Genomic DNA, 24,844 nt, shown 5'->3' with positions numbered 1-24,844 from the left:
AACGTAGAAACCCAAATATACATGAAAACGAAATATTCACTGCTGACGGCCACCCTGGCGGCCGGGCTTTGCGCGACGGCATCCGCCGCAGCCATTGCCGTCAACTTCAGCGAGAACAGCTCAAACCAAAGCTGGACCTCATCTGAAAACATCGGCATCCTCTCCATCCTCACAGATAATTTCAACAGCACCAACAACCCGACGGGAGGACCAGCTAATACCCACACCGGGAACTTGGGAACCGGCACGTTGACAAATCTGGTCGACAGCAATGGCGTCGCCGTTGTAGGCAGCACACTGACCTGGTCATCCAGCGGACCATATTACAACGGAGCAGGCACAGGGTCCAACGAAGCTCGACTCAATGTCGGCTACCTCGATGATGGCGGCGGCGGAATCAACATCGAACTCACCAATGTCCCCTACACCCAGTACAACGTCTACATCCAACTATCATCCGACCAAGGCCAGCCCGGAGGATACACTTCCATGGGATTCGACGTCAACGGCAACGGATTCGGCCCGGATGTTCTCGGATACAACTACCTCGGGTCCGATGGAGCCAACACCTCTTACACCGAGGCCACACCAAGCGTCCGTGGCAACTACATCCTGGTGACCGGGCAAACCGCCAGCACGCTGACCATCCAGGGGCAGCAACGTGACAGTGCCCGGCGTGGATCGATTGGGGCCATCTACATCGAACAGGTTCCCGAGCCATCCGCCGCCGCCCTCCTCGGGCTTGGCGGCCTCGCCTTGATTCTTCGGCGCCGGAAGTAAACTCAAGCCCGGATGAGCTTTACCTCTCTTCAAGCCGCAGTGGTTCCGCCACTGCGGCTTTTTTTTTAGCCCGCCCATCCTGGCATTCACCCTATGCTTCAGCGACAAGGCACATTGGTCCCACGTCGGTTGAGAAAAAAGTGATTCCTAAATCCCTGCCATCTTACAATCGCCACGCCATCAAGCATCTGGTATGACTCCTTCCGTGGACGCTACCACCCTCGTTATTCTGGCTGTGATTGCCACTCCGCCTATGCTCGTCGCCGTCATGTATAACGGTCACGTCAATCGCCGCAACGCCGTCAACTACGCCTACGCATCCATCGACGTTCAACTAAAAAAGCGCTGGGACTTGATCCCCAACCTGGTCGAAACCGTCAAAGGATACACACGGCACGAAAAAGAGCTGCTCGAAACCCTTACCCGGGCACGCCGACAGGCCAAGGACTTGCACGATGATTCACACGACCGCTTCTCCGGTGAAAGCCAGATCAATCAGGCTGTGCCCCAACTCCTCGCCCTTGCAGAATCCTATCCGGAACTGAAAGCCGACAAACAATTTCTCAACTTGCAACGCAACCTGACCGAGGTGGAAGCACAAATTGCCGCCGCCCGCCGCGCCTACAACGCCGCCGTCATGGACTACAATAATGGGGTTGATATGTTCCCCTCAAGCATCATCGCCAGCCTGTTTGGTTTTGCCCGACGCCATCACTTTGCCACTAAGCCCAGCGAACGAGATACACCCAACGTCGCTATCTGATCATACGCTCATGCCATCCCTACCCACCGACGCCTCAACCCTGGCCGTAGAACTCGCCCCCACCATCAACGCGCTGGAAGAAGGGAGGATGGTAACGCTTAACAAAATTCGATCAGCCTGGAAAAAAATCGGGATTGCGACAGCGCTAGCCCTTGGTATTGCCCTGATCGTCTTCATCACCAGCCAGGGACAATCAGACAGCAGCAACGCACTTGTCATCATCATCCCCATCGCCGCCATCGCCCTGATTTACTCGATGGTCATCTATTCGCAATCGATCGGGGGCCCCACCGCATCTTACCGATCCTATTATAAAAGCCAGATTATCGGGGGCATGACCAGGCTGATTCAACCGGATATCGACTACATGCCGAGCCGGGGGCTTTCCGAGTCGAACTTCCGCTCCATGAACCTCTACAACGGCGACATCGACCGCTTCCACGGTGAGGATCTCTTCACCGGCAAGATCGGAAAAACCGCCATCACGTTCTCCGAAGTCCACGCGGAAGACAAACGAACCCGCAGAAACTCCAAGGGAAAATCCGAGACCTACTGGGTGACCATCTTCAAAGGGCTGGCCGTCATTGTTGACTTCAATAAACACTTCCGTTCGTGGGTCACTCTTCACCCGGACACCGCCGAAAGTTCCTTCGGCTGGCTCGGACGCAAACTCCAGCAGCTCGGAGGCGATCTCGTCCGACTCGAAAACCCCGATTTCGAACAAGCCTTCGTGGTCCGTGGTGGTGACCAGGTCGAAGCCCGCTACCTGCTCACCCCGGAAATGCAAGAGCGACTGCTCAACCTGCGGCAGCACTTTGGCGACGGTATCCGACTCGCCATGCACAACTCCCAACTTCACCTCACCATCCCCAATTCAAACAATTGGTTCGAGCCCGACATCCGCCGCCCCGCAGGCGACCCATCACAGATGCAACTCTTCATTCAGCAAATGACATCGATCTTCCACATCGTTGAGCTACTCGATCTCAACACCCGCATCTGGACCAAAAAATAAAAAACATCCTTTTTTGACGATTCTTCGTTAACCTTTTCCCCCGATGACGGATATATTAGCGTATCCATGCATCCGTCACAGCAACCCAGCACTGAATTCATCAAACTTCTGACTAACCATCAGACAGCGCTACGTGGGTATATCATCTCCCTGTTACCGGGGTGTCAGGATGTCAATGATGTCCTCCAAGACACCAATGTTGTTCTCTGGGAAAAAATGCACAGTTTCGAGGCTGGTAGCAATTTTCAAGCCTGGGCATTCACCATCGCCCGCAACAAGGTGATGCAGTACTGGGGCCAACAAAAGAAACTCAAGCGGATCAGCCTGAGTGAATCCATCCTCGATGCTATCGCAGAAGCTCGAAAGGAAAGTCGTCCCGAACTGCTTGAAAATAAGCTTCAGGCACTGCAAAGCTGCCTGAAAATTCTCAAGCAAGACGAACGAAACCTCCTCCACGCCCGCTACGAGCAAACGGAAAGTTTACAATCCTACGCAAATAAGATCGGACGCAGCTCGGCATCCACCCGGGTCAGCCTGCACCGGATTCGGCAAAAACTCCGCAGCTGTGTTGATCTGCGCCTCCAATGGAAGGGAGATACCGCATGAATCCGGAAGATCTTAATGCCCACATTCAGGATCTGCTCGACGGCGATATCGAACCCGATGCTCTCGCGCAGCTCGAACAAGAATTAGCTACAAACCCGGAGGCCATGCAACAATACATCGCCTACACCGACCTCAACAATCTGCTTGATCTGGAACATGAAGTTCGCGCAAAGCAATCAAGCGGGGTGGTCCCGATTGAGCGTATCATGCATCGCCAAAAGCTTCGCAACCTACGCTCCGCAACCTTATCTGCCGCAGCCATCCTCGTCATCGTAGTGGTTGCCATGAGCCTCTTTTTCAGCAAAGAAAAAGCCCCAATACTCACCTTCCAGTCAGCACCTGGCACGCTGTTCACCCTCAGCCACGACAAGCATGGAGAACAACCCGCAGGTCAGTTGCTCGAACCCGGATCCCGACTCCAAATCTCTCAAGGAACCGTCGAGCTCACCTTCCGCTCAGGTGTCAGATCCATTATCCAAGCACCCGCTGACCTCACCCTTCACGACGACAACCACCTCTACCTTGCAAAAGGAATCGCTTGGTTCCACGTCGCGAAGGGGGCCGAAGGGTTCACGGTGGATACTGCGGATCTCCAGGTTGTCGACCTCGGCACCGAGTTCGGAGTTCACGCTCACCCGAATCAACACGATGAAGTTCACGTTTTTCAAGGTAAAGTCCGAGTCTCAACCAAACGAATCCGACAAGAGTCTACAACGCTCATCTCTGGTGAAGCTCGACGGGCCACCCCCATTGGGCAACTCAATTCCATTCCCTCAAAACCCGACGAGTTCCTATCATCACTTCCAAGCTCGCTACCTCACCTCCATTGGTCTTTTGACAATGCTCAAGAACTAAAACCAGCCAGAGTCAACTACGCAGGCCCAGAGATTCAAACCTCCATCATCGAACCGGAGAATCAACATCATACCACCATTTCCCCCACCCAAGGTGTGCGGAATTCAGCTCTCCATTCTCTAGGGCAGGGAGGCAAAATCATCTCAGACTGGTCAGGCATACGTGCCAACCAAGCACGGACGATCTCTTTCTGGATCAAAATCGATTCCAAGGCTCCTCGTCAAGAAGGCAATATTCTCGGCTGGGGTGACCGCCAGATTGACCATGAAACCACACCCTGGCGAGCCAGCACCGCAAGCTTCTACTCCTTCCTCAGTATTGAAGAAAATAGAACGAGAGTTGGACTATCGGCCGGACGATTTTGGATCACCGGCACACAATCAATCGCTGACTCCCAGTGGCATCACATCGTTTGCATCTACGACGGAACTGCTGATTCTAAAGGAAACCCTAACCTCCAGCTCTACATCGACGGCCAACCCGAGCAGGTCACCAAACATCGCAATACTGGTCTCAAAGTGGACGACAAACGAGGAATTAAACTCAACACCCGAGTGGACAGCCTCGATTCCGTGCCTCTCAGCATCTTCGCTGATCTTTGGGGGAAAGATGAATCCGGAAACAATGTCAACGCGGCTATCGATGAGCTCTTTATCATCCGGGGGGCGGTGTCGGAGGATCAAATTTTCCAACTCTACCGCAACAATCAGTTAGAAAATACTTCCAGCCAATAACTTTCCCATATTTTTAAACATCATACGCATCCCAAGTGGAATGCATCCATCCTTATGATGTTAAAAAACCAAAAAGAAACCACAATACAACTAAGATGAAATTGAACACGACATTATTCGCATTAACCGCTGCGAGCACGCTAACACTACAAGCGGCAACCACACAGCTTCCTGACACCCTCGACTACCTTCAGACTATTGATAGTGGCCAGCTAAAAACAGATGGTGAAACCTGCACTATTACAACAGGGGGCACCCTTACATTTACGACCCCAAACTGGGAAACCATTCTTCAAGCTGGTGATATCAGTGCAACTGGTACCACAACCATCAACATTGAAACAGGTGGAACAATGACTTGGGAAAACGCTACTTCAGCAAACAGCACACGCTTGTTCCTTGGTAACCAAACAGCGGGCAGCACTGGTATCATTAACCTCAACGGTGGAGACTTCCTCGGAGCTAACCTCACTGAGTTTATCCTCGGTCGTAACGACGCCACAGGTCTCTTCAATATCTCGGCAGGAACCGCAGAGTTTGGAAATCTCCAATTTGGCAGCGGAACCGGCACCATCGACTTCACTGCTGGTAGCACCGGATCACTCACCGTAACTGGCTACACGCAGACCGACTATGAAACCCTTTGGACAGATGGAAACCTCACCTACGGAGGAGCTCAATCGGGGACTTTTGCCGATAACTTCTCGGTCTCCGGCTCTACTCTGACCGCTGTTCCAGAACCATCCTCCGCAGCCCTGCTCGGACTCGGCGGCATTGCTCTTGTCTTGCGTCGCCGAATGTAACAAAAGCTTTCAATCCTACCTATCTAAGCCGCAGGGGAATACCACCCTTGCGGCTTTTTCATTTTCCATCCCGGACCAGCAATGTTATGGGACAACATGCATACTGCTCGATCCCATCCATTCAAACGACAGAGAACCCATAAGAAATCGATATGATAAAAACCATAACAAGCCAGTGGTTCGTAATTCTCATCACCGGGGTCTCATGCTGGCTTGAGCTGGCCGCTTCCCTACAAGCCGCGGGCAATCCATCCATTGCCATCAACCCGGACTTTACCAAGGGGGCGTCCATCCCTGCAGGAGCAAGCCACGATTGGAATCTCGGCCCAACAGGCATCCGGGGCTGGATGTATAGCCACAAAATGGAAACCTCTGAAGCCAGGCAGATCGCTGTGACCCAAGTTGCAAAAGGATCACCAGCTGACCCGACCTTCCAATTGGGGGATGTCATTCTTGGGCTTGTAGGAAAACCATTTAACCATGACCCACGCACGGAATTCGGCAAAGCCATCAGCGCCGCCGAAGCGACAAATGGTGAGCTTCAACTCATTCGTTGGCGCCAAGGGAAAACCTCAAATGTCACTGTCAAACTTCCGATTCTGGGAGCTTACAGCGCGACAGCCCCCTTCGACTGTGCCAAATCCAAACGCATCTTCGAACAAGGATGCAAGGCACTGGCAATAAAAATGAAGGCCAAGCCCGAAGCCGGCAATGGCATTACTCGATCACTCAATGCGCTGGCATTGTTAGCGAGCGGCAATCCAGAATACTTGCCGATCATCCGTGAACAAGTCAAGTGGGCTGCGAACTATCGTGACCCTGAAAGCCGGTCATTGCATTCGTGGTTCTATGGACCAGTGAATATCTTGTTGGCGGAATACACCATCGCCACAGGGGATCAACGTTTTATGCCCGATCTGAAACGCATCACCATGGAAATCGTCCATGGGCAGAGCCAGGTCGGCTCATGGGGGCATCGTTTCATCAGAGAGGACGGTCGACTTGGCGGCTACGGCATGATGAATGCCCCCGGATTACCACTCACCGTTTCTTTAATACTCGCCCGCAAAGCCGGAGTGAAGGACCCTGCACTGGATCGGGCCATTGAGAAAAGTGCGCGACTCATCCGGTTTTATGTAGGTAAAGGAAGTGTGCCCTATGGTGACCATCATCCGTGGATTCAAACGCACGATGACAACGGTAAAAATGGAATCGCGGCTGTCATGTTTAACCTCTTGGATGATGCTGAGGCGGCGGGGTATTTTTCTTCCATGAGCATAGCATCCTACGGTGGCGAACGCGACAACGGACATACCGGAAATTTTCTAAACATGCTCTGGGCAATGCCCGGAGTCGCTATCTCAGGCCCCCATGCCAGCGGAGCATGGATGAAGGAGTTCGGCTGGTATTACGATCTCGCGCGCTGCTCGGATGGCAGCTATCGGCATCAAGGTCCGCCAGCCACCAAACCTGACAGCTATCGCAACTGGGATTGCACAGGTGCCTATTTATTAGCCTACGCTCAGCCACTCAGAAAAATCTTCCTAACAGGAAAAAAGCAAGGTGTTGCCACACAAATTTCCAAACAAAGCGCTGCACAATTCATTGAGGACGGAAAGGGCTGGAGTTCGAAAAATAAAAACTCACTTTATGCGGACCTCACCGACGAAGAGCTCTACGAGAAGCTCAAAAGCTGGTCTCCTGTGGTGCGTGAACGAGCAGCCCTTGCTCTCGCAAAACGTGACACCACTTCCGTAGATCGATTCATCCCATTACTAAAAGTGTCCGACCTGCCTACCCAACTGGGTGCATGCCAAGCATTGGCGAAGTTAAAAGCTCAATCGGCCCCCGCGGTGCCGGCACTCATAAACACATTGAAGTCCCGTGACCTCTGGTTGCGCGTCAAAGCGGCGGAAGCGCTAGCGGCAATTGGACCTGCTGCCAAGCCAGCTCTACCAGAACTGCTAACGATACTCGCAAACAATGATCTACAAAACGATCCGAGAGCAATGGAACAACGCTATCTTTGTTTTGCTCTCTTTGCTCAGCGGGATGGCTTACTTCGGGGCTCGCTGGATGGAGTGAACCGTGAGGCATTGTACGCCGCTGTGCGCAACGGACTAAAAAATGAGGATGGCCGCGCCCGCAGCTCCCTTGCAAGCGTCTTCAAAAAGCTAACATTCGAAGAAATAGAACCGTTGCTCCCCGCCATTCACGCTGCTGTTGTTGAGCCAGCCCCAAGCGGCATCATGTTTGCCAGTGGCATTCTATTGAGCGGTTTGGAAATACTCGCCAAATACCATATCAGAGAAGGTTTACCTCTCTGCTTCGAGGTAATGGAAATCGAAAAATGGGGCAAAAAGAATCGGATTACCGGATGTCTGAAAGCCTTACAGCTCTACGAAGGATCAGCCAAACCGATGCTTCCACGGCTCAAGCAGTTGGAAAGGCAACTACGGAACCACCGCGAAGCGAAATCGCTAGAGTCGACGATCGAGCTGATTCAAACAACCACCAAACTCATCGAATCCTCAAGTCGGACTCCCACATTGCGCTCGATTGGCCATTGATGGGAACGGAGCCCCAGACACAAATTCAGCAAGGTTGCCCATTTCCTCGCTTTTTTCATTTTCCATCCTGTAACCGCAATGTTAAGCGCAGCTATGCAAAAGCTGCCATGCCACCGCTACCTTCACCGAGTGCCCCCCACCCCGCTGGTGCCCATTCAAATCAATGCCGATTCTCCTGCAATCTGGTGTAAACTCGAATACCTCAACCCGTCCGGCTCCACCAAAGACAGGATCGCCCGGCACATCCTCGAAAAAGCCTGGCGACAGGGGAAACTCGAAGCCGGAAATCTGGTGGTTGAGGCCTCGTCCGGCTCCACCTCCATCGCACTGGCCATGAACTGTGCCCAGATGGGCCTACGCTTTCTCGCCTTCATCCCGGACACCGCCACCAACGAACGGGCACTCATGATCCAGGCCTACGGCGGAGAAGTCCGCAAGGTCAGCGGCGGTATGCCCGAAGTGATCCGCACCGCTGCCACCTTCTGTGCAGATGAAGGCGCCTTTCTCGCCAGACAATTTGAAAATCCCGACAATGCCGAAGCCCACCAGCTGTTCACCGCCCATGAAATCATGGTCCAACTGCCCGACGTCAATATCGATGCCGTCGTTTCCGGAATCGGCACCGGTGGCACGCTGGTCGGACTGCATCAAGGATTCACCCACGCCGGATGCCAGACCCGACCCGTGGCTGCCATCCCACGCTGCGCCGACGGATCCATGACTTCCAACGTCGAATGCTGCTCACTTCGCTTTTCCAAAGATGTTCCCGGTGTCATCGACGGCTGCTCAAAACTCTACTCCGATTGGAAACAGGAACCATCAGCCAGTGATTTGGTGGAAATCGCCATCGATGATGATCGCTGCATGAAGCTGACCCACCAGCTCTGGAAAATGGGCTTCCCGGTTGGTCCCTCGTCCGGGCTGAACCTCGCAGCCGCCATGGATGCCGCACAGGATCTACCGACCGATGCCACCATCGTCACCGTCTTTCCAGACCGCATGGAGCGCTACTTCTCCCACAAGGTGTTCGAAACCTTGCGGCCTTAACAAGGCTACACCGTCATCACCTCAATGCGGCGTCTCAGAGCAGAGTTCGCCGCATTTCTTTTGACATGAATGAAAAAATATTTGCATTGGTGCGTATCCTTGGGCTCATTCACAAAGTGACTCAATCCCCCGATAGCCATCGGAAAACCACAACACACAAGATGAAAATCCTCCGACTCAGTCTGTCCACGCTCCTCGCCTGCCCCCTCGCCAACGCCGCTATCCACGTAGCCCCCGATGGAAGCGACGGTGCAGACGGATCGAAAAACGCCCCTGTAGCCAGCATCCAACGTGCGATGGATCTCAGCGTGCAACAGAAGGATCCGTTGATCCTACTCGCAGATGGAGTCTATTTTTCCTCTGCCCCGCTGAGCCTCACGGCCGAGCATTCAGGCAAAGAGGGCCGGGCTCGCACCATTAAGGCGATGACGCCCGGCAAAGCCATCATCTCCGCAGGGCAAAACGTTGAAGTGCAATGGACAAGTTACCGAGACGGCATCTATCAAACAAAAATACCCAAAGATCTGGATCTCACCGTAGGATGCGACGGACTGTTCATTGACCAGCAATCCCCACGGATGGCTCGGTTCCCTAACTATGACCGCTCGGCCCGCTGGCTGAAAGGCTCCTCCGCGAAAGCCTACTCACCCAAGCGCATCCAATCGTGGAGCGATCCAAGAGGTGGATTTTTACATGCCATGCACCGGGCACACTGGGGTGGAAGTCACTGGAAAATCACAGGTAAAAAGTCAGCGACCGAATGCACCCTCGAAGGAGGATGGATGAACAACCGTGGAGACACCATTCACCCGAATGACCGCTTCGTGGAAAACATCTTCGAAGAGCTCGATGATGCAAACGAGTGGTTCCTCAACCACAAAACACGCACCCTCTATTTCAAACCATCCAAGCCACTCCCCAAGGGGAAGTCTGCTGTCATTTTCTCCCGGCATGAGTCCTGCGTCCGAATCGAAGGCTCAGAACAAAAAGCAGCCAAACACATCCGCTTCGAGGGCGTTTCTTTCCGCCACACCAGTCGGACATTCATGAAAACCAAGGAGCCGCTGCTGCGATCCGATTGGAAAATCTATCGTCAAGGTGCGGTGTTCCTCACAGGAGCAGAGCACATCCACATAGCCAATGCCGAGTTCACCCAACTCGGAGGCAATGCCTATTTCGCCAGTGGATACAACCGTCACCACAAAGTCACGGGATCCCATTTCCACCACGTCGGAGCCGGCGCCATCAACTTTGTCGGTGATACCAAAGCCGTGCACAACCCGATGTATGTCCCCTACGGAAAACCCATCACATTTGACCAAATCAATAAAAAGGACCGGGGGCCTAAAACCAATGATTACCCGGCAAACTGCCTTGCCGAAGACAACTTGATTCACGACATCGGACTGGTGGAAAAACAGGTGGCCGGCCTGCAAATCTCGGTTGCCCACAAAATCACCGCCCGTCACCTCAGTATCTACGATGTGCCACGAGCCGGAATCAACGTCGGTGAAAATGCCTTTGGCGGTCACCTGATTGAATTCTGTGATGTCTTCGACACCGTCCAGGAGTCCTCCGACCACGGGTCCTTCAACTCCTGGGGCCGCGACCGCTACTGGCATACCAACTACCGCTTGGTCGACAAGCAGGTGGCTGAATTCCCGGATCTCCCGAAAATCGACATGCTCGACCGCAATGTGATCCGCAACTCCCGCTGGCGCTGTGATCACGGCTGGGACATCGACCTCGATGACGGATCCTCCTGGTACCTCATCGAGAACAACCTCTGCCTCGGTGGAGGCATCAAACTCCGCGAAGGCTACCACCGCGAAGTCCGCAATAATCTGGTCGTCGCCAATGGCTTCCACCCGCATGTCTGGTTCAAACAATCCGAGGATGTCATCGAGCACAATATCTGGGCAGCAGCCATCGCCGACGTCAGGCTCACAGGCAAGGGGAAAACATGGGATCACAATATCTATCTTCGCCAGGCCGATCTCAAAAAAGCCAAGGCCTATGGCGTCGATGCCCATGGGGTGTATGCCCCGCTCCAATTCACCGACCCCCAATCGCTCGACTACCGCTTCAAGCCGAATGCCGCCGTCACCCAAGCTGGGTTCCGCCCCTTTGACCTCAGTCAATTCGGGGTCCAAAAACCCAATCTCAAATCCATGGCTCGCACACCGGAGCCTCCGGCGGAAAGAGCCAGCAACGAAAAATCTGACATGCGTGAGTATCCGGTTCTCGGGGCTCGATTTAAAAATGTCACCACTCTCGGTGAGGTTTCCGCCACGGGTCTTCCGGATCAACATGGAGCCCTGATCATCGATCTTAAAAAAGGAGGTATGGCCGACAACATGGGTCTAGAGGCCCGGGATGTCATCCGCTCGGTCAATGATACTCCCGTCGCCTCATGCATCGAATTTTTCCACGCCTGGGCCGAGGCGTCCCAACCCATCAAAGTAAGCCTCTGGCGAACCCAAAAAGAGCAAGAACACACGCTCCCCGCATTTCCCGGTGTCAGCCTCACCGCCGCGGATGCCCACATTCAGGGTGGTCCCGTCTACGATCAGACAAAAAACTACATCGGTCGCTGGAGCAACCCCAAGGCGAGCTTACAATGGAAACCTACCGTCAAGTCAGATACCACCTACCGGGTTCTGATCACCCAGGCCGCCACAAACAAGCAGCCGAATCAATGGATCCTCAAGGGAATGCGCAAGCCCCTGCACGGCAAAACCATAGCCACCGGAGACTGGGAGGTCTTTCAAAGCATCCTTCTGCCGGATAGCCTACAATCAGGTACAAACGCCAATCCAACACTCACCCTGAGCCCGGACAAAACCAAGGGCGCGTTAATGAACTTCCGGAAAATCCTGCTCATCGAGAGCGGAAAGTAGCAACGGTAATGAAACCGTCCCGAGTCAAACACCTCGGGGCTAGCGCATCTCAAGCTTGGTCTTCGCCCACATCCACTTCACCACCGCGCCGTTCTCAATCAGGGCAATCGCATCGTGCTCCTGCATTCCCAGGATGGTCTCCGCCTTGAACGTTACCTGCCCGGTCTGATAAACCTTGCCGTCAAATTCCATCGACTCTCCAGCCTTCCAGGAAACCACCTGATCGGCTTCAAACTCGGTCACCTTGTCCGCAGCCACACTGGCCTTCATTAATTCAACAAGTGCTGCAGCATCAAGCGACGACCCATTGTCAGCAACAGGCTCGGCTTTGGGCTCAACAACGGGCTCGGGGTCCGGAACAGGATCGGGTACAGGGTCGGGGGTCGGGTCGGGATCCGGATCAGGCACTGGGGTAACCACCACCTTGTCGGCCTCCTCCTGCTGGGCTAAGGCATTTTGCAAGCGCTGCAGCATCAAGGGCACGGCCAGCTCTTTAAAGTCCGTATTGGCAACGTCGGTCTTGCCTTCAATTGGAAAACCCACCGGCTGGAACACCAATAAACCCTCCTCAATACGCAAGGGTTTCACTTTGACGCCAGTCTTCAGCTGCATCGTCACCCCACTTGCCTCATCCGACAAGGTGTAGGGGGTCTTCAAGGTCACCTTGGGTGGAAAATCCTCGGGAAGCAGCTTGCTCAAGTCGACTTGAATGCCACCGTCCGCAGGTTCGGTCGCAGGGTCTACAACGGGGTCGGGGTCCGGCGTAACGGTCTCATCTCCTGGTTTGTTTGCCTCATCGGCATCGGGCTCGGAAGCCTCTTCAGGGGCTGGCTTCAAGGGTGACTGGTTAGAACCGGAAAAGAAGATGGGTTCGAGAATATAACCAACACCAACGCAAACGAAAATCAGGACAATCGAACCAATGTTATTCATACCGCCTCCGATCTATCATGATTCCCATGCAGCGGCAAGCGAGGAATCCAGAGATCTCCTGGGCAACCAGGGCGACTTCAACGTGGAAACGTGAAAAAATCCCCCCTTATGGGCGCTTGGATGCTCTATTTGCATCGTGTCCCATGCTCACCACCATCACTAGGGGATGGTCAGGACCATTTTGATCGTCCTGCCTTGGGCTGGAAGAATATCGGCATTCACCGAATGGATCATGTCGTTGGTATGATCTTTTCTTAATCCGTTGATCAGTGCAGCTCCATCACCGATAATTGAGATCAACGAGCCCTCCGCCTGAGCGGCAAAAACACCACCTCTAAAATGCGACCCGCTGTAAAGCCAATGACCCGTTGCCAATTTGTTCCCCTTGTTTGCCTCATTACTCATGTCTTTCTTCAACACACAATCTGCTAGAGGATAGCGTTTTACCGGGCCGTTCGTGGGCCATGTGACCTCAACACTTACAGCCTGCTTTTTGGTAATGCCACGGTGGCTCTTGGGCCAATCCATGCCGGGAACCTCGGCCTTCCCTAACAATAAACATGCCAGATGCACGTGGCTAGGGCTGGCACTGGTCGTAAAAACAGACTCGTGCACCTTACCATTTTCAGTCACCAAGGCGTATTCGATCACGCCCTTGCGCATATTCACTTTAACCGGGATGGTCACCGTCCGCTTCTTTTTATCAAGTAACACTTTCCCCAGCCGGTAACGATCACCACCCAAGGGTTCCAGTTTCAGGGCCTTTTGCAGTTCAGCCTTGGATTCTTCTACCGAGAGTTTCTTTCCTGAACCTTTGGGATGTGACGCATGAGGGGTGAATTTCCCCGAGCTATCGACCTCTCCTTTTCCTTTATGAAGTCCCTCCCCCTGATTCGGCTGTGGTTCAGCTTCGCTGATTCCGATCATCAGGCAAGCCAGCAAGGCTCCCGCAGCAAGACGACTCTGTAAAAGTTTCATTAACAGAATATAGAAAAAGGACAAACCCTCGGCGAGTATAGAATTCAAGATTAGCAACGTGGATAATGGATGGTTGAAATCACCCTGCCACGTGCAAGAAAACAGGGTGATGAACGGGTCGTTGTTGCTGACACTCAAGCATCTATTCAAACACAATATAGCCAACCTGGGTCGTCGTATGGCTCAGCTCAGAATCATTCAGCTGATCCTCCAGAGCATGTAAGCCGATGCTGGTCGTCGTCAGAGCCGGAGAACCGGACAGCACTGCCCAGGCTCCATTTCCTCCGTCCATACCGGAAATGCTGGCTGCAGCCGAACTCACAGTACTCAAACCGCCACTCAGAGTGTAAGTGTAGGGGCTTGATGAGTTACCAAAGCCTCGCACGCTGTCACCACCGAGGGCGGCTTCATAGGCCACCCCATTGATGGTGCCACTTCCACTTTCGATTACGATGTAACCAATAGTCTCATTCGCCCGGGTTGTGTTCGGGTCCTCACCTACGTGTTTACCAACGTTTAATGCCGACGCGCTGGCGGGAACTGTTCGCGAATTACCCATGCTCCAGAATACCGACCAATTGGCATCATTCGCACTCATCACCTGACCGACCACCACCGGAGCTGTGTAAGTATTTTGGTAGGTCTGGGCTTCACCCACCCAGCTGTTGTTGTCAGCCGTTACCGTCGAGGTGTATTTCACGGCTTCCATCGTCACTCCGTCGGTTGCCTGAGTATAAACCCCCTCTTCAACTGCGATGATCGATACATCAATCGTCATGGCATCACTCAGTCCGTCGGCGCGGTCCACCTTAAGATCAAAGCTGCTGCCGCTGACGTTGGTAATCCGGGTCACCACTGGAGCTGTCGTAGTATCCGGATAAATGGGAGTCGCAATAATCACTGCCGAGTTATAGCTCTGGCCAAGGTTAACCGTCGTCCAGCTACCATTGGTGACACCGCTGATTGTGGTCCTGACCAATTTTGGCGAGGTATCGGCCTCCGTAGTGAAGCTACCGCTGCTGCCCCATACCTCACCTGCGCTGTTGCTGGCGTGCACCGTGAAGTAGTAGGTGGTGCCCTCGGTCAAGCCACTCAATGACGCGGTGTGACCGCCAATTGCTCTCACCCCTTGACCCGCGCTGCTTGCCCAGTTCCCCGGAGTCGTCCCCCCGTCGGTTTCCCCATAGTAGAGCGTCACGGTTGGGGCCTCGCCACCATCGTCACTGACCGTATAGGAAAGGTCTGCACTCGTCTGCGTAAAGTTGCCGGCTGATCCGGTGGAGACAACAGGAGCGGTGGTTTCCACCACATCAGTGACCGTCACGTCAACCGTTGCTGTATCGGTAAGTAATCCGGTATCGGTTACGGTCACAGTCAAGGTGTAGCTTGATTGCGTTTCGTAATCAAGTGGTGTCGTGGTGGTAATGTTACCACTGCTATCAATGGCAAAAGCGTTCCCTGTATTACCAGCCGTAATGGCGAAGCTGAGGGAATCCCCGGCATCCACATCACTGGCTGCAACCGTTGCCACAGCAGCTCCGATCATGGAGTCTTCGGTGAGGCTGCCACTGCTGTCGGCAGCTACTGGGGCTTCGTTCACATCGGAAACATTCACCGTGATGTCTGCGGTGTCAGCGACTCCGCCACCGTCCGTTACCGTAACGGTGAGAGCATAGCTCCCAGTCATTTCATAATCGAGAGGGCTAGTCGTTGTCATCGCTCCACTCTGAGCGTCGATTGTAAATTCGCCACCGGCATTACCTGCAGTGATAGAGTAAACCAAAGTATCATTTACGTTAGGGTCACTTGCACTCACGGTGCCAACGGCAATTCCCGGGCCAGCGTTTTCAGCCACAGTGAAGGTGTCATCATTGACGGTCGGAGCGCTATTCCGTCCGTCAAGCGTGAGCTGAACATCATCCACGCCGAACCACCCCCCTGAGGAAAGGGTTCCCACACGCTCGTAACGCAGGAACACCTTGTCGCCTGGATTAAGCGTTCCAGTCTGAAAACTGTGCGTAAAGACGTGATCCGATTTCGAATCCGGTGTCTGCCAATCATCACCCTCGGTGACCACTGCTTGTGGCCCGCCGACAATACTGACAGCCGAAGCTGCGTCCTGCCCCACTAAAATATCGTAGTTGGCATTCAGGGTGCGTCCAGCGGTAGCCGTTTCGGTTAGCATCACCACGGACATGGTGTAGTGGGCGTCAGCTCCAACCTCGATACCATCACTGGTGATACGGGTCCCATCCACATTACTAATCCACAAACGCGAGCCACCGTAATTACTGGTATTAAACGTCCGTGTCGCATTGGAGGCCGTATTACTGGCTGTCCAATTTCCGGAGGCTGTCCCTCCCACCGAGAAGTCCGATGGGTTTTCCACATCGTAACTCTCGAAGTCGTCGAAATAAACAACACCCGCTTCAGCCACAGTAATGGTCAACACCGCTTGGGCACTTCCCCCGTTGCCATCACTGACTTCGACCGTAAAGGTATTCAAGCCACCGTCCGTTGAAGTAGGTGTCCCGGTGAGAGTTCCATCGGCAGCAATACTGAGCCAAGCCGGGCCACTGATTTTGCTGTATGTCAGATTGTCTCCTGCGTCCGCATCGCTTGCAGATCCTGCAAGCGTTCCGGTGTAGGCAACAAAGAGCATACCCTCACCTCCTATGATCGGATCGCTGACAAAAACCGGATCGTTATTTGCAGCAGTCACCGCAATGGAAACCGTAGCAATGTCAGTTAGATTGCCGCTGTCGGTGACTGTCACAGTCAACGTATAACTCGAAGTCGTAGCCGCATCCAATGTCGTGGTGGTTGTAATGATTCCGCTCGAATCAATGGCAAAAGCACCACCCGTATTTCCAGCCGTAATCGCATAACTCAAGCTATCACCGGTATCGGGGTCACTTGCTACAACGGTTACAACAGAAGCCCCAATCGTAAGATCATCCTGCACGCTTGCACTGTTGTCCACAGCGCTAGGAGCCTCATTTTCATTGGTGACCGTTACCGTCACAGTGGCTTCATCAGTGGCACTGCTGCTATCAGTGACAGTCACAGTCAGCGAGTAGCTGCTCACGGATTCATAATCGATTGCAGCGGCAGTTGTTATGCTTCCGTTCGTATCGATGGCGAAAGCCCCGCCGATATTGCCTGCAGTAATCGCATAAGTGAGACTATCCCCTACGTCGGGGTCACTGGCAGCCACGGTCACGACAGCTGTACCATTGGCTACATTTTCTGTAATGCTTGCAGAGTGATCATTCACCAGCGGAGGGTCGTTAGAGTTAATTACTGTGATGTTCAGAGTTGCTTGAACCGGGGATGCCGTGCCATCGCTGACTTCAATAATCCAACTGTTGTTTCCAACATCGCTGTTGGCAGGGACTCCACTCAATGTGCCATCAGAGTTAATGGCTAACCATGCAGGGCCTGAAACCTTGGAAAAGCTCAGCGGGTCAGAGTCGGCATCGGATACATCGTCAGAGAGTGTTGCACTAAAGGCCGCATCCTCCATTGCCGCAATCTCATTCACTGGATGGGTGTTCCAAGCCGGAGCACTGTTATTTACAGGGGGTGAGTAAACCCCGCTCTGATCATAGGCAATGTAATCGATATCAATGTGATGACTATTTCCGAATGTTCCGCTGGTGGTATCACCAATGATCATACGGTCATCGTCAGATGTACTATCATAGCCAACACCTCCAACAGGTGTCAGAAGCACTCCATCACGCCAGACATGGTATTTACTGGCTGCGGAGTCATTGGCAACACGCCAGACGTGGTAAGCCCCATCGTTATTCGTATGAGCGACGTTGAATGTCTGATTACCACTATCCTGGGTGCGGTCGTTGTAGATCTCCACAATGGCAACGCCCAGGCCGGTTCCGAGCCAGAGGGCAAAGCCGTTCGGGCTGTCATGGACACGAATCCGCGCCTCCCAAGTCCAGTCCCCATGATTGGCGGTATTCCAGGTTGTGGTCGCTGCGTCTGTACTTGAGGAAACCCCCTCCAACCATGTGGCACCATTCCCACTATCTTGGTTGCGATTGAGTTCGGTACCGTTCAGAGATTCTGAAACATGGCCACCGGTCACCTCGCTCCAACCGTTCACATAACTGACGCCATCATAGATTTCGTTACCATAAAAGATATCCACAAGACCAATGAGGTTGGGATCAACGTTGATCGTCACAGTCGCCGTATCACTGAGCCCCAGGGTATCCGTCACAGAAACGCTGAGTTGATATTGACTCTGCACATCATAATCCAGACTACTCACCAAGGTGATTTCACCTGTTGTTGCATGAATCGCAAACGCGTTGCCGGTATTTCCTCCGGTGATTGCATAGCTCAGAGGGTCACCTGCGTTCGGGTCACTGCCATCCACGATGCCTACAGAGGTGCCTATATCAACGGTTTCAAAAATCGACAAGCTACTATCATTCGCCACCGGCGGTAAGTTCGGCCGATTATCTTTTACGCGTATGGTATCAATGAGAATCCCCTTGGTCCCAGTCGTTTCAAATTTAAGATCCACATCACCGGCTTGGTTGATATCAACCGTCACCCATGGCCACGGCTTGACCTGCCAATCAGGAACCATCCCATTCATCGTGACACTCCACGCCTCTACCCAGGCACCACCGTCAACACGGTAATAAAGTTTGGTGGTTGCGTTGGTGCTACTGGAAAAGGCGGCATAGTCAAAGGTCACGCTGCTGACTCCATGATCTGTTCCGGGAATCTCAAGTTCCACGCTGTTCGATGTGTTCACAACGCCGAGCACCAGGCATTGCTCACCTGATGGGGCGAGACCACTCATATTCCAGATACGGGCATCATCAGCTGTACTCCACTGAGCTCCCAGGTTATCGGTGTTGGTCGTCAATGTTCCATGACCGGAATATCCAGTGAAGCCATCCGCATCTTCGAAGTTGGTATTCACGATCAGCTGAGCATCATAAATATCATTCACTGCAACTGTAGCTGTCACCTGGCCAATCAGGCTGATCGAATTGGTTGCCTGAATGGTGAGTGAATAACTTGGCGTAACTTCAAAATCCAGAGCATTCACCAACGAAATCTCGCCCGTGCTACTATTAATCGTAAACGCTCCATTGGTATTTCCTGAAGTGATCGCATATGTCAGCGGAGTGCTCGAATCCGTAGCACTTACGGTGCCGACTACGGAGCCGGTGTTCGCTGTCTCATCGAGCGTCCAGACGTAGCTTGTGCGATCAAATACCGGGGGAAGCACAATGGACGTATCGTGCACACCTCCGGTGAAACACGAAAGATACTGTCCGGGAATAGGCTCGGATCCATCGACAGGAACATCCTCGCCAGGCTTTTGCCATGCAACGCCACAATAATCTGATCCAGTATTCTCCTTGTGAAGAACTTCAATGTAATAACTCTGACCCGCCGTTAGGGTGATCGCCACTGATTGGCCAGCGGCATCCCAGTCACGCGACAGGGTGTTGACTTGACTATGAATCAGCACCTTATTCGCCGGTTGCGCATCAGTGGAGAGCCATAACTCTGAAGAATAATCAGCGGCTAAATAGAAAATATAGTCTCCTGTCACATCCGGAGTCAGCCAACCAGTCCAACGGGAACCATAGTTATCACCGATTTCACGAGCACTTTCAGCTGCCGTTAAAAACTCAGCGAATGTGGAGAACCTAGGAAAACTCGAATGATTCGTAAGATCGGCAACCGTTGTTCCTGAAATGCCATCAAATTGATCACGCCATAATCCACCCTGCGCCAAAATGCCGGCATCCGTCACAGTAAGGCTCGCGGTGGCACTGGTCAAGGTACCCGCTGGGTGGGTGACCACGCATTGGTAATTGCCCACATAGCCTCCGCTCACATTCGAAAGATTGAGTGTAGAGGAGCTGTTAACCCCTAGAGATTTCCCTTCAAGAAACCACTCATAGAGAAATGGACCATCACCGTCCACGACCACAGACATGGTGGCCGAACCTCCTAGCGTTGTCGATTGAGGCGTTGGCTCTGTTACAATGCTAGGTGGGGTCAGAACCGGACCACCGCTGGTATCCACCACAATATCGACGGGCTCAGTAAGTGTATAACCACCGCTGACCACTTCCAGTTGAATGCGGTAGGTTCCGTCTTGGGGAAAGTTCACTGTTGTGTCCGCTGTATTGGCAGACGTGAAGGTCGCTGTTGCCGGGCCGGAAATATGAGTCCAGCTTGCGCTATAATCCGCAGGTAGAATCGACACTCCTTGGTAATCCGTGATATCCACGCTAAACGCTTGAGCAAGAGCATCGATCTCCACATGACGTGCATCGATCGTCGGCCAGGTCAAAAATGGTGACTGAAAATCAGCGTGAATCCGTGAACGATCCACACTGGAAATGGTAGTGAGATTACCACTAGCCACAGCCTGAGCCATGGCAACACCTGCGTATGCCACTCGACCTGTGTTCACATAGCCGTCTCCTCCATTGTTTTCGCGCCCACCAAAATACCGGAGAGCATCCGTTGTTGTCCGATGAAAATGATAAAACATTTTTTGGTTCTCCATAATAAACCGCTGATCACGATCCGTAAGATATGGAAGAACAAACTGATAGAACTGCGTCCCCCCCACCGTGTATGCATGCGTATGCTGCATGCGCTGCCACTCACGCGAAATATAGTCCTTCATTGTGGTTAACACCGCCTCATCGGCCGCATCCAAGCCACCATATGATGACATGGCAAACGCAACACCTGCCGTGCGCCCACTGGAATCATACCCCCCTTGCTTCCAAGCATATCCAACATTGCCGTCAGTGTTCGTCGTTGATTTCACCCAGTTCCAAGACGCCTGCATCTTGACATCATCAATGGTGGCCCCTGCTGTCTTGAGCATCGCCATGGCTGTCATCGCATGCGCATTAATAATATTAATCCCGGAATAACCAATATGCGGGTAGTCACCACCAACGCCTCCGTGCCCCATCAAGCCAACCTTGGTAGGACCGTTGGAGCCACCATAGGGAGGCTGCTGCCACGTCTGAATCCGACCAGCCAAAAGATCGGCCGCGCGCTGGACGCTTGTATCCACGGAAGTATCGCCAGTCTTCGCCCGATACTCGGCCAAAAACATCGCCCAAGTCGATAAGCCCCAGTTTTCAAGCCCAACACTTACGTAACTTTGGTCATTCGGGTTACTATCATTCTCCGAACCATCATTAGGAGTTCCATCCAAGTTCGTTGCTTCAACAGGATTGACGACCGCAGCATCCAATACAGCGACAGCCCTATCTCGTAGCTTATCAATCGATAAGCGATATGGCTTGTCACCCGTCGTATCATTCCAATGAGGGTCGGCCAAAAGCACAATACCGTAAAAGCCACTCATGTAACCAACATCACCATTTGATGTCCCTTCGATGTTTTCATGAATTTTCAAAGTTGCCTGCTGATAAATTCCATCAAACTTGGCACTCCCCAGCGGATAGGCCGGCCCAAATGAGCCAAGTACAGGTAAATTGACGGTCACTTCCACACTGCCAACCCCCGGGCGTAGTAATGTCAAAGGCATCGCACCATCACTCGACTCCGCTCGCTCAATGGCATTAGCAAATCCTTGCGGTGCCCCTTTATATCCTGAAGTAGAACTTCCGGTAGTTAGGAAAGCCTTACCGTAGCCCCCCATAATGAAGTCTCCGACTTGCACCCCGGCCAAGTCCGCCGGTCCTCCCGACTCCACCTCTCGCACCGCGATATATGAGGTTCCCGACTGCACTTGGAACGAGCCACCAACAGGCCCCATCGACCACCAGTCGTTATCATCACTGGCGTGAGCGGGAAATACCGCCATGAACATCAACGGTAAAACCAATGACAGTATGCTTTTGAATAGGTATTTTATTTTCATTGTGTGTGTTTGGTTAAAATAACTGATACTGCACGATACCTCTTCCCATTATGGATGAGACTAACATGCATTATTAGATTATTAATCCAGATTAAGACCCCAAATCTAATAATAGGACTACACAAAAGCAAAGGTTTCAGAATGACACCTTTGAAAACAAACCGTTTAGAACCAATACGATACGTCCTAAAACAACCGTCCCAGCCATCTCAAACGGCTGGAAGGATTTTCTATCAATCGGTGGATATCAGGAGCACCAGAGCACAGCTCTTGCCCACAAAAATTCAAACAGAGCCAACCCGCCTACAAGGTTTGCCCAACAAGAAATGATACTCGTGTTCACTCCTGCAGTGCCCGGCAGGATAACCAAAATTACTCAAAATAAGATCTACGATCATCCGGATTGACACCAAGACAATCTAACAGAAATGTGATTTCTAGGCATCTCTCCCAGTCTGGTATGACCGCAGTCTCACAGCGACTGCGGCCTCACCTCGAGCAGCCCCCGCTTTAACGGCGTTTTTTACGAAGGAATGGAGGGATATCCAGATCCTCACCATCCAACACATTGGGGATCTCCCCTTCGAATTTACCCTTCGGCCCACCGTCAAGTTCCAGCTCCCCTTGAGGATTTTTGGCATGGGTGCGCACCGGCATCGTCAAGCTGCTCGCCTCTTCTTCCGCCTCGTCGGATCCATGATCTTCATCGATCTCTTCGACTACTTCCTCAAGCAACGAATCATCCAGCGCTTCATCAGCAATCAAATCAACTTCATCGGCGCCCTGATCCATGGCTTCCTCATCAGTGGAATCCAGCTCTGCGGCTGGATCTCCGGACTCAAGCAAGTCCTCCAGAACTTCCTCATCTGTCTCTACCTGCTCGGGTTCTTCTTCCGCCACCTGCTCGTGCGCAGGCTCGGAATCAACGATAAACAAACTTTCTTCCTCGGCCGACTCCGACTCGGCAAGCTCAGCTTCCTCGACGACCAATTCTTCTCCCATGGGCACCAGCATATCCTCGGCCTCCGGCCCGTCCTCCTCGACTGCCTGCTCGATGGCTTCCCCCATCACCGGGGCTTCAGCCTCCTGCTGTTCCGTGCTTGCGATCAGCTTGTTTTCTGGCAAGGCACTGATCAAGGTCATACTCAGGCCATCCTTCATCGCCGGGTCAACCGCGGCACCAAACAGGATATGAGCCGACTCCGGAACGTGCTTCGACAGCCCTTGCATCAGCAACTCCACCTCATACAAAGTCAGGGACTCCCCACCGCAGATATGCACCAACACCGTGGTGGCATCCTTAAGCAAACTTCCCTGATCGAGCAAGGGGCTCGCCAGAGTGTTTTCCAAGGCCCGCTGGGGCCGATCCTCACCCTTGGCCAATCCTGAACCAAACAAACAACGTGAGCGGTTGGTCCGCAGAGCTGCCATCAAATCATCCAGGCCGACATTCACCAGACCCGGACGCATCACCAGACGGGTCACCGCCTGAACCGACTCGGAAATCATCCGGTCCGCAGCGGCAAAAGCCTCGTGGATTCCTTTTTTCGCAACGACCAGCTCACCCATCCGATCATTGTCGAAGGTCACCAAGGCATTGGCCAATACCGCCAGCTCGTTGAGTGTTGTGTCTGCCTGATTCCGGCGACGGGAGCCTTCAAAACCAAATGGAACGGTGGCAAACACCACAACAAAGGCGCCCTCTTCACGGGCCAAACGACAAATCAAGGGTGCCGCACCCGATCCGGTGCCTCCTCCCAGGCCAACACAGAGAAAAATCATCTTCCGGTCACGGAATGCGTCACGAATTTCCTGTTCGCACTCCTGAGCCGCTTTCAGCCCCAACTCAGGGTCACCTCCGGCCCCCAAGCCCATGGTCAAATTTCTACCAATCTGGATCTTTTCACTGGCCACGGAACTACCCAGCGTCCGCATGTCAGTGTTGATACACAACATCTCCGCGCCACTCAGGCCATCGAGCGCAGCCCGGTCGAGCATATTGGCTCCGGCACCACCAAGGCCAACGATTTTTACGGAAGATTCGGGAATGGTCTGCTGTGGGTCACGCTGGTAAGAAATCATAGTCGACCAAGAAGTATGGTCTGCACAAAAAGAGTCAAGAATGGAGAGGGGAAATTACACACTTGTGCGTGTTCCTTCCGGTCGTTTGCTCCAAAACCAAGATCGAGCTCTCCCAAGTCCCTCCCGCTCAGGTCAATCTCGCTAAAATCCCCGGCAACACCCTGAACCACGACCAACCACGCAAGGCATCACTGACCGCCTCCTCGTCACTCAGCCTCGGGTAAATTCTCTTTTTCTCCAAAACCACCGTGGCAAGCTCAGCCGCCCGACGCTCAACCATAAATGTCGCCACCTGCACACAGGCCGCCATGGCCAGCGAACTCATCACAATCGTAATCGACCAGGATGCCCTGCCGGTCAGCATCACAAATGCCGCCACCATCGTCGCAAAGATCGGAAACACATGACCAAAACGAATCGCCCATCGGCGGCGGGCAATCAGTCGGGGTTCTCTCAGCGATAATAAATACAAACCCACCCGCAGAGCAGTCAATCCGTGCACATAGGCATTTTCCTGGCCCTCTTTCTCTACCGGAATCCGAATCCAGTGCTCCCCCACCACATCCATCCCCGCCCAAATCCGGTTCGCCCGGGCTGTCATCTCAAGTTTCACATCACCATGCCCCATCGAGGCCAACATCTTTTCCGCCATGTCGCGGGATGATCCATGCAGCCGGATCATCTTGGCCCGCCGAAGCAGGCGGTCCGCGTTCACGCGCCGTAACACCAGGGCCACTAACATGACCAATAGGGATACGATTAAAAATAAACGATGCATGACTATCTTCCGGTCAAAAAATCATGCCACAGCCCAGCAAACATGACGAGACTAGTTTTGCGACATCTGCCCCACACCTGGGTCGATT

The 24,844-nt window shown here is 53.1% G+C and carries 14 protein-coding genes; 9 read left to right on the top strand and 5 right to left on the bottom strand.

The features are described 5' to 3' along the window. Positions 1-21 precede the first annotated feature (21 nt). The 9 genes from HW115_RS05295 (at position 22) to HW115_RS05255 (ending at position 12,073) form a co-directional block, all read left to right on the top strand. On the top strand, positions 22-780 hold the full coding sequence (locus tag HW115_RS05295; protein ID WP_178931558.1) for a PEP-CTERM sorting domain-containing protein: 759 nt from the start codon (positions 22-24) through the stop codon (positions 778-780). Between the two features lie 193 nt (positions 781-973). After that, the gene (locus tag HW115_RS05290; protein WP_227021296.1) at positions 974-1,543 is read left to right on the top strand and encodes a LemA family protein; all 570 of its coding nucleotides are present in this window, start codon (positions 974-976) and stop codon (positions 1,541-1,543) included. Between the two features lie 10 nt (positions 1,544-1,553). Next, the gene (locus HW115_RS05285; protein WP_178931557.1) at positions 1,554-2,558 is read left to right on the top strand and encodes a DUF3137 domain-containing protein; all 1,005 of its coding nucleotides are present in this window, start codon (positions 1,554-1,556) and stop codon (positions 2,556-2,558) included. A gap of 66 nt (positions 2,559-2,624) precedes the next feature. Continuing rightward, positions 2,625-3,164: a sigma-70 family RNA polymerase sigma factor gene (locus tag HW115_RS05280; protein ID WP_178931556.1), complete on the top strand. Its 540-nt coding sequence runs from the start codon at positions 2,625-2,627 to the stop codon at positions 3,162-3,164. Next, positions 3,161-4,753: a LamG-like jellyroll fold domain-containing protein gene (locus HW115_RS05275; RefSeq protein ID WP_178931555.1), complete on the top strand. Its 1,593-nt coding sequence runs from the start codon at positions 3,161-3,163 to the stop codon at positions 4,751-4,753. Before HW115_RS05280 ends, HW115_RS05275 begins: the two co-directional genes overlap by 4 nt. Positions 4,754-4,848: 95 nt before the next feature. Further along, a complete protein-coding gene (locus tag HW115_RS05270) occupies positions 4,849-5,556 on the top strand; it encodes a PEP-CTERM sorting domain-containing protein (protein WP_178931554.1) in 708 nt (235 codons plus the stop codon). Between the two features lie 152 nt (positions 5,557-5,708). Beyond that, positions 5,709-8,126: a DUF6288 domain-containing protein gene (locus HW115_RS05265; protein WP_178931553.1), complete on the top strand. Its 2,418-nt coding sequence runs from the start codon at positions 5,709-5,711 to the stop codon at positions 8,124-8,126. Positions 8,127-8,219: 93 nt separating this feature from the next. After that, positions 8,220-9,173 carry a PLP-dependent cysteine synthase family protein gene (locus tag HW115_RS05260; RefSeq protein WP_178931552.1) on the top strand — a complete coding sequence of 318 codons (954 nt, stop codon included), beginning with the start codon at positions 8,220-8,222 and terminating at the stop codon, positions 9,171-9,173. Positions 9,174-9,238: 65 nt separating this feature from the next. Further along, a complete protein-coding gene (locus tag HW115_RS05255; RefSeq protein WP_178931551.1) occupies positions 9,239-12,073 on the top strand; it encodes a PDZ domain-containing protein in 2,835 nt (944 codons plus the stop codon). A gap of 39 nt (positions 12,074-12,112) precedes the next feature. Here HW115_RS05255 and HW115_RS05250 read toward each other — a convergent pair whose 3' ends face one another. From HW115_RS05250 to HW115_RS05230, 5 genes are all read right to left on the bottom strand, one after another. Further along, positions 12,113-13,006 carry a hypothetical protein gene (locus tag HW115_RS05250; RefSeq protein WP_178931550.1) on the bottom strand — a complete coding sequence of 298 codons (894 nt, stop codon included), beginning with the start codon at positions 13,004-13,006 and terminating at the stop codon, positions 12,113-12,115. Positions 13,007-13,165: 159 nt separating this feature from the next. Next, the gene (locus HW115_RS05245) at positions 13,166-13,984 is read right to left on the bottom strand and encodes a YdjY domain-containing protein (protein WP_178931549.1); all 819 of its coding nucleotides are present in this window, start codon (positions 13,982-13,984) and stop codon (positions 13,166-13,168) included. 142 nt (positions 13,985-14,126) lie between these two features. Continuing rightward, the gene (locus HW115_RS05240) at positions 14,127-21,839 is read right to left on the bottom strand and encodes a cadherin domain-containing protein (RefSeq protein ID WP_178931548.1); all 7,713 of its coding nucleotides are present in this window, start codon (positions 21,837-21,839) and stop codon (positions 14,127-14,129) included. A 567-nt stretch (positions 21,840-22,406) separates the two neighbouring features. After that, positions 22,407-23,978: a cell division protein FtsZ gene (locus HW115_RS05235; RefSeq protein WP_178931547.1), complete on the bottom strand. Its 1,572-nt coding sequence runs from the start codon at positions 23,976-23,978 to the stop codon at positions 22,407-22,409. 127 nt (positions 23,979-24,105) lie between these two features. Beyond that, the gene (locus HW115_RS05230) at positions 24,106-24,756 is read right to left on the bottom strand and encodes a zinc metallopeptidase (RefSeq protein ID WP_178931546.1); all 651 of its coding nucleotides are present in this window, start codon (positions 24,754-24,756) and stop codon (positions 24,106-24,108) included. Between the last annotated feature and the right edge of the window lie 88 nt (positions 24,757-24,844).

Source organism: Oceaniferula marina, assembly GCF_013391475.1.
GTDB classification, from domain to species: domain Bacteria; phylum Verrucomicrobiota; class Verrucomicrobiia; order Verrucomicrobiales; family Akkermansiaceae; genus Oceaniferula; species Oceaniferula marina.
This window is presented reverse-complemented; position numbering and strand designations above follow the sequence as displayed.

What these genes read in the sequence shown, in the direction of transcription:
- HW115_RS05295 (WP_178931558.1), top strand. Translation starts at nt 22, where the DNA reads ATGAAAACGAAATATTCACTGCTGACGGCCACCCTGGCGGCCGGGCTT.
- HW115_RS05290 (WP_227021296.1), top strand. Translation starts at nt 974, where the DNA reads ATGACTCCTTCCGTGGACGCTACCACCCTCGTTATTCTGGCTGTGATT.
- HW115_RS05285 (WP_178931557.1), top strand. Translation starts at nt 1,554, where the DNA reads ATGCCATCCCTACCCACCGACGCCTCAACCCTGGCCGTAGAACTCGCC.
- HW115_RS05280 (WP_178931556.1), top strand. Translation starts at nt 2,625, where the DNA reads ATGCATCCGTCACAGCAACCCAGCACTGAATTCATCAAACTTCTGACT.
- HW115_RS05275 (WP_178931555.1), top strand. Translation starts at nt 3,161, where the DNA reads ATGAATCCGGAAGATCTTAATGCCCACATTCAGGATCTGCTCGACGGC.
- HW115_RS05270 (WP_178931554.1), top strand. Translation starts at nt 4,849, where the DNA reads ATGAAATTGAACACGACATTATTCGCATTAACCGCTGCGAGCACGCTA.
- HW115_RS05265 (WP_178931553.1), top strand. Translation starts at nt 5,709, where the DNA reads ATGATAAAAACCATAACAAGCCAGTGGTTCGTAATTCTCATCACCGGG.
- HW115_RS05260 (WP_178931552.1), top strand. Translation starts at nt 8,220, where the DNA reads ATGCAAAAGCTGCCATGCCACCGCTACCTTCACCGAGTGCCCCCCACC.
- HW115_RS05255 (WP_178931551.1), top strand. Translation starts at nt 9,239, where the DNA reads ATGAATGAAAAAATATTTGCATTGGTGCGTATCCTTGGGCTCATTCAC.
- HW115_RS05250 (WP_178931550.1), bottom strand. Translation starts at nt 13,006, where the DNA reads ATGAATAACATTGGTTCGATTGTCCTGATTTTCGTTTGCGTTGGTGTT.
- HW115_RS05245 (WP_178931549.1), bottom strand. Translation starts at nt 13,984, where the DNA reads ATGAAACTTTTACAGAGTCGTCTTGCTGCGGGAGCCTTGCTGGCTTGC.
- HW115_RS05240 (WP_178931548.1), bottom strand. Translation starts at nt 21,839, where the DNA reads ATGGCGGTATTTCCCGCTCACGCCAGTGATGATAACGACTGGTGGTCG.
- HW115_RS05235 (WP_178931547.1), bottom strand. Translation starts at nt 23,978, where the DNA reads ATGATTTCTTACCAGCGTGACCCACAGCAGACCATTCCCGAATCTTCC.
- HW115_RS05230 (WP_178931546.1), bottom strand. Translation starts at nt 24,756, where the DNA reads ATGCATCGTTTATTTTTAATCGTATCCCTATTGGTCATGTTAGTGGCC.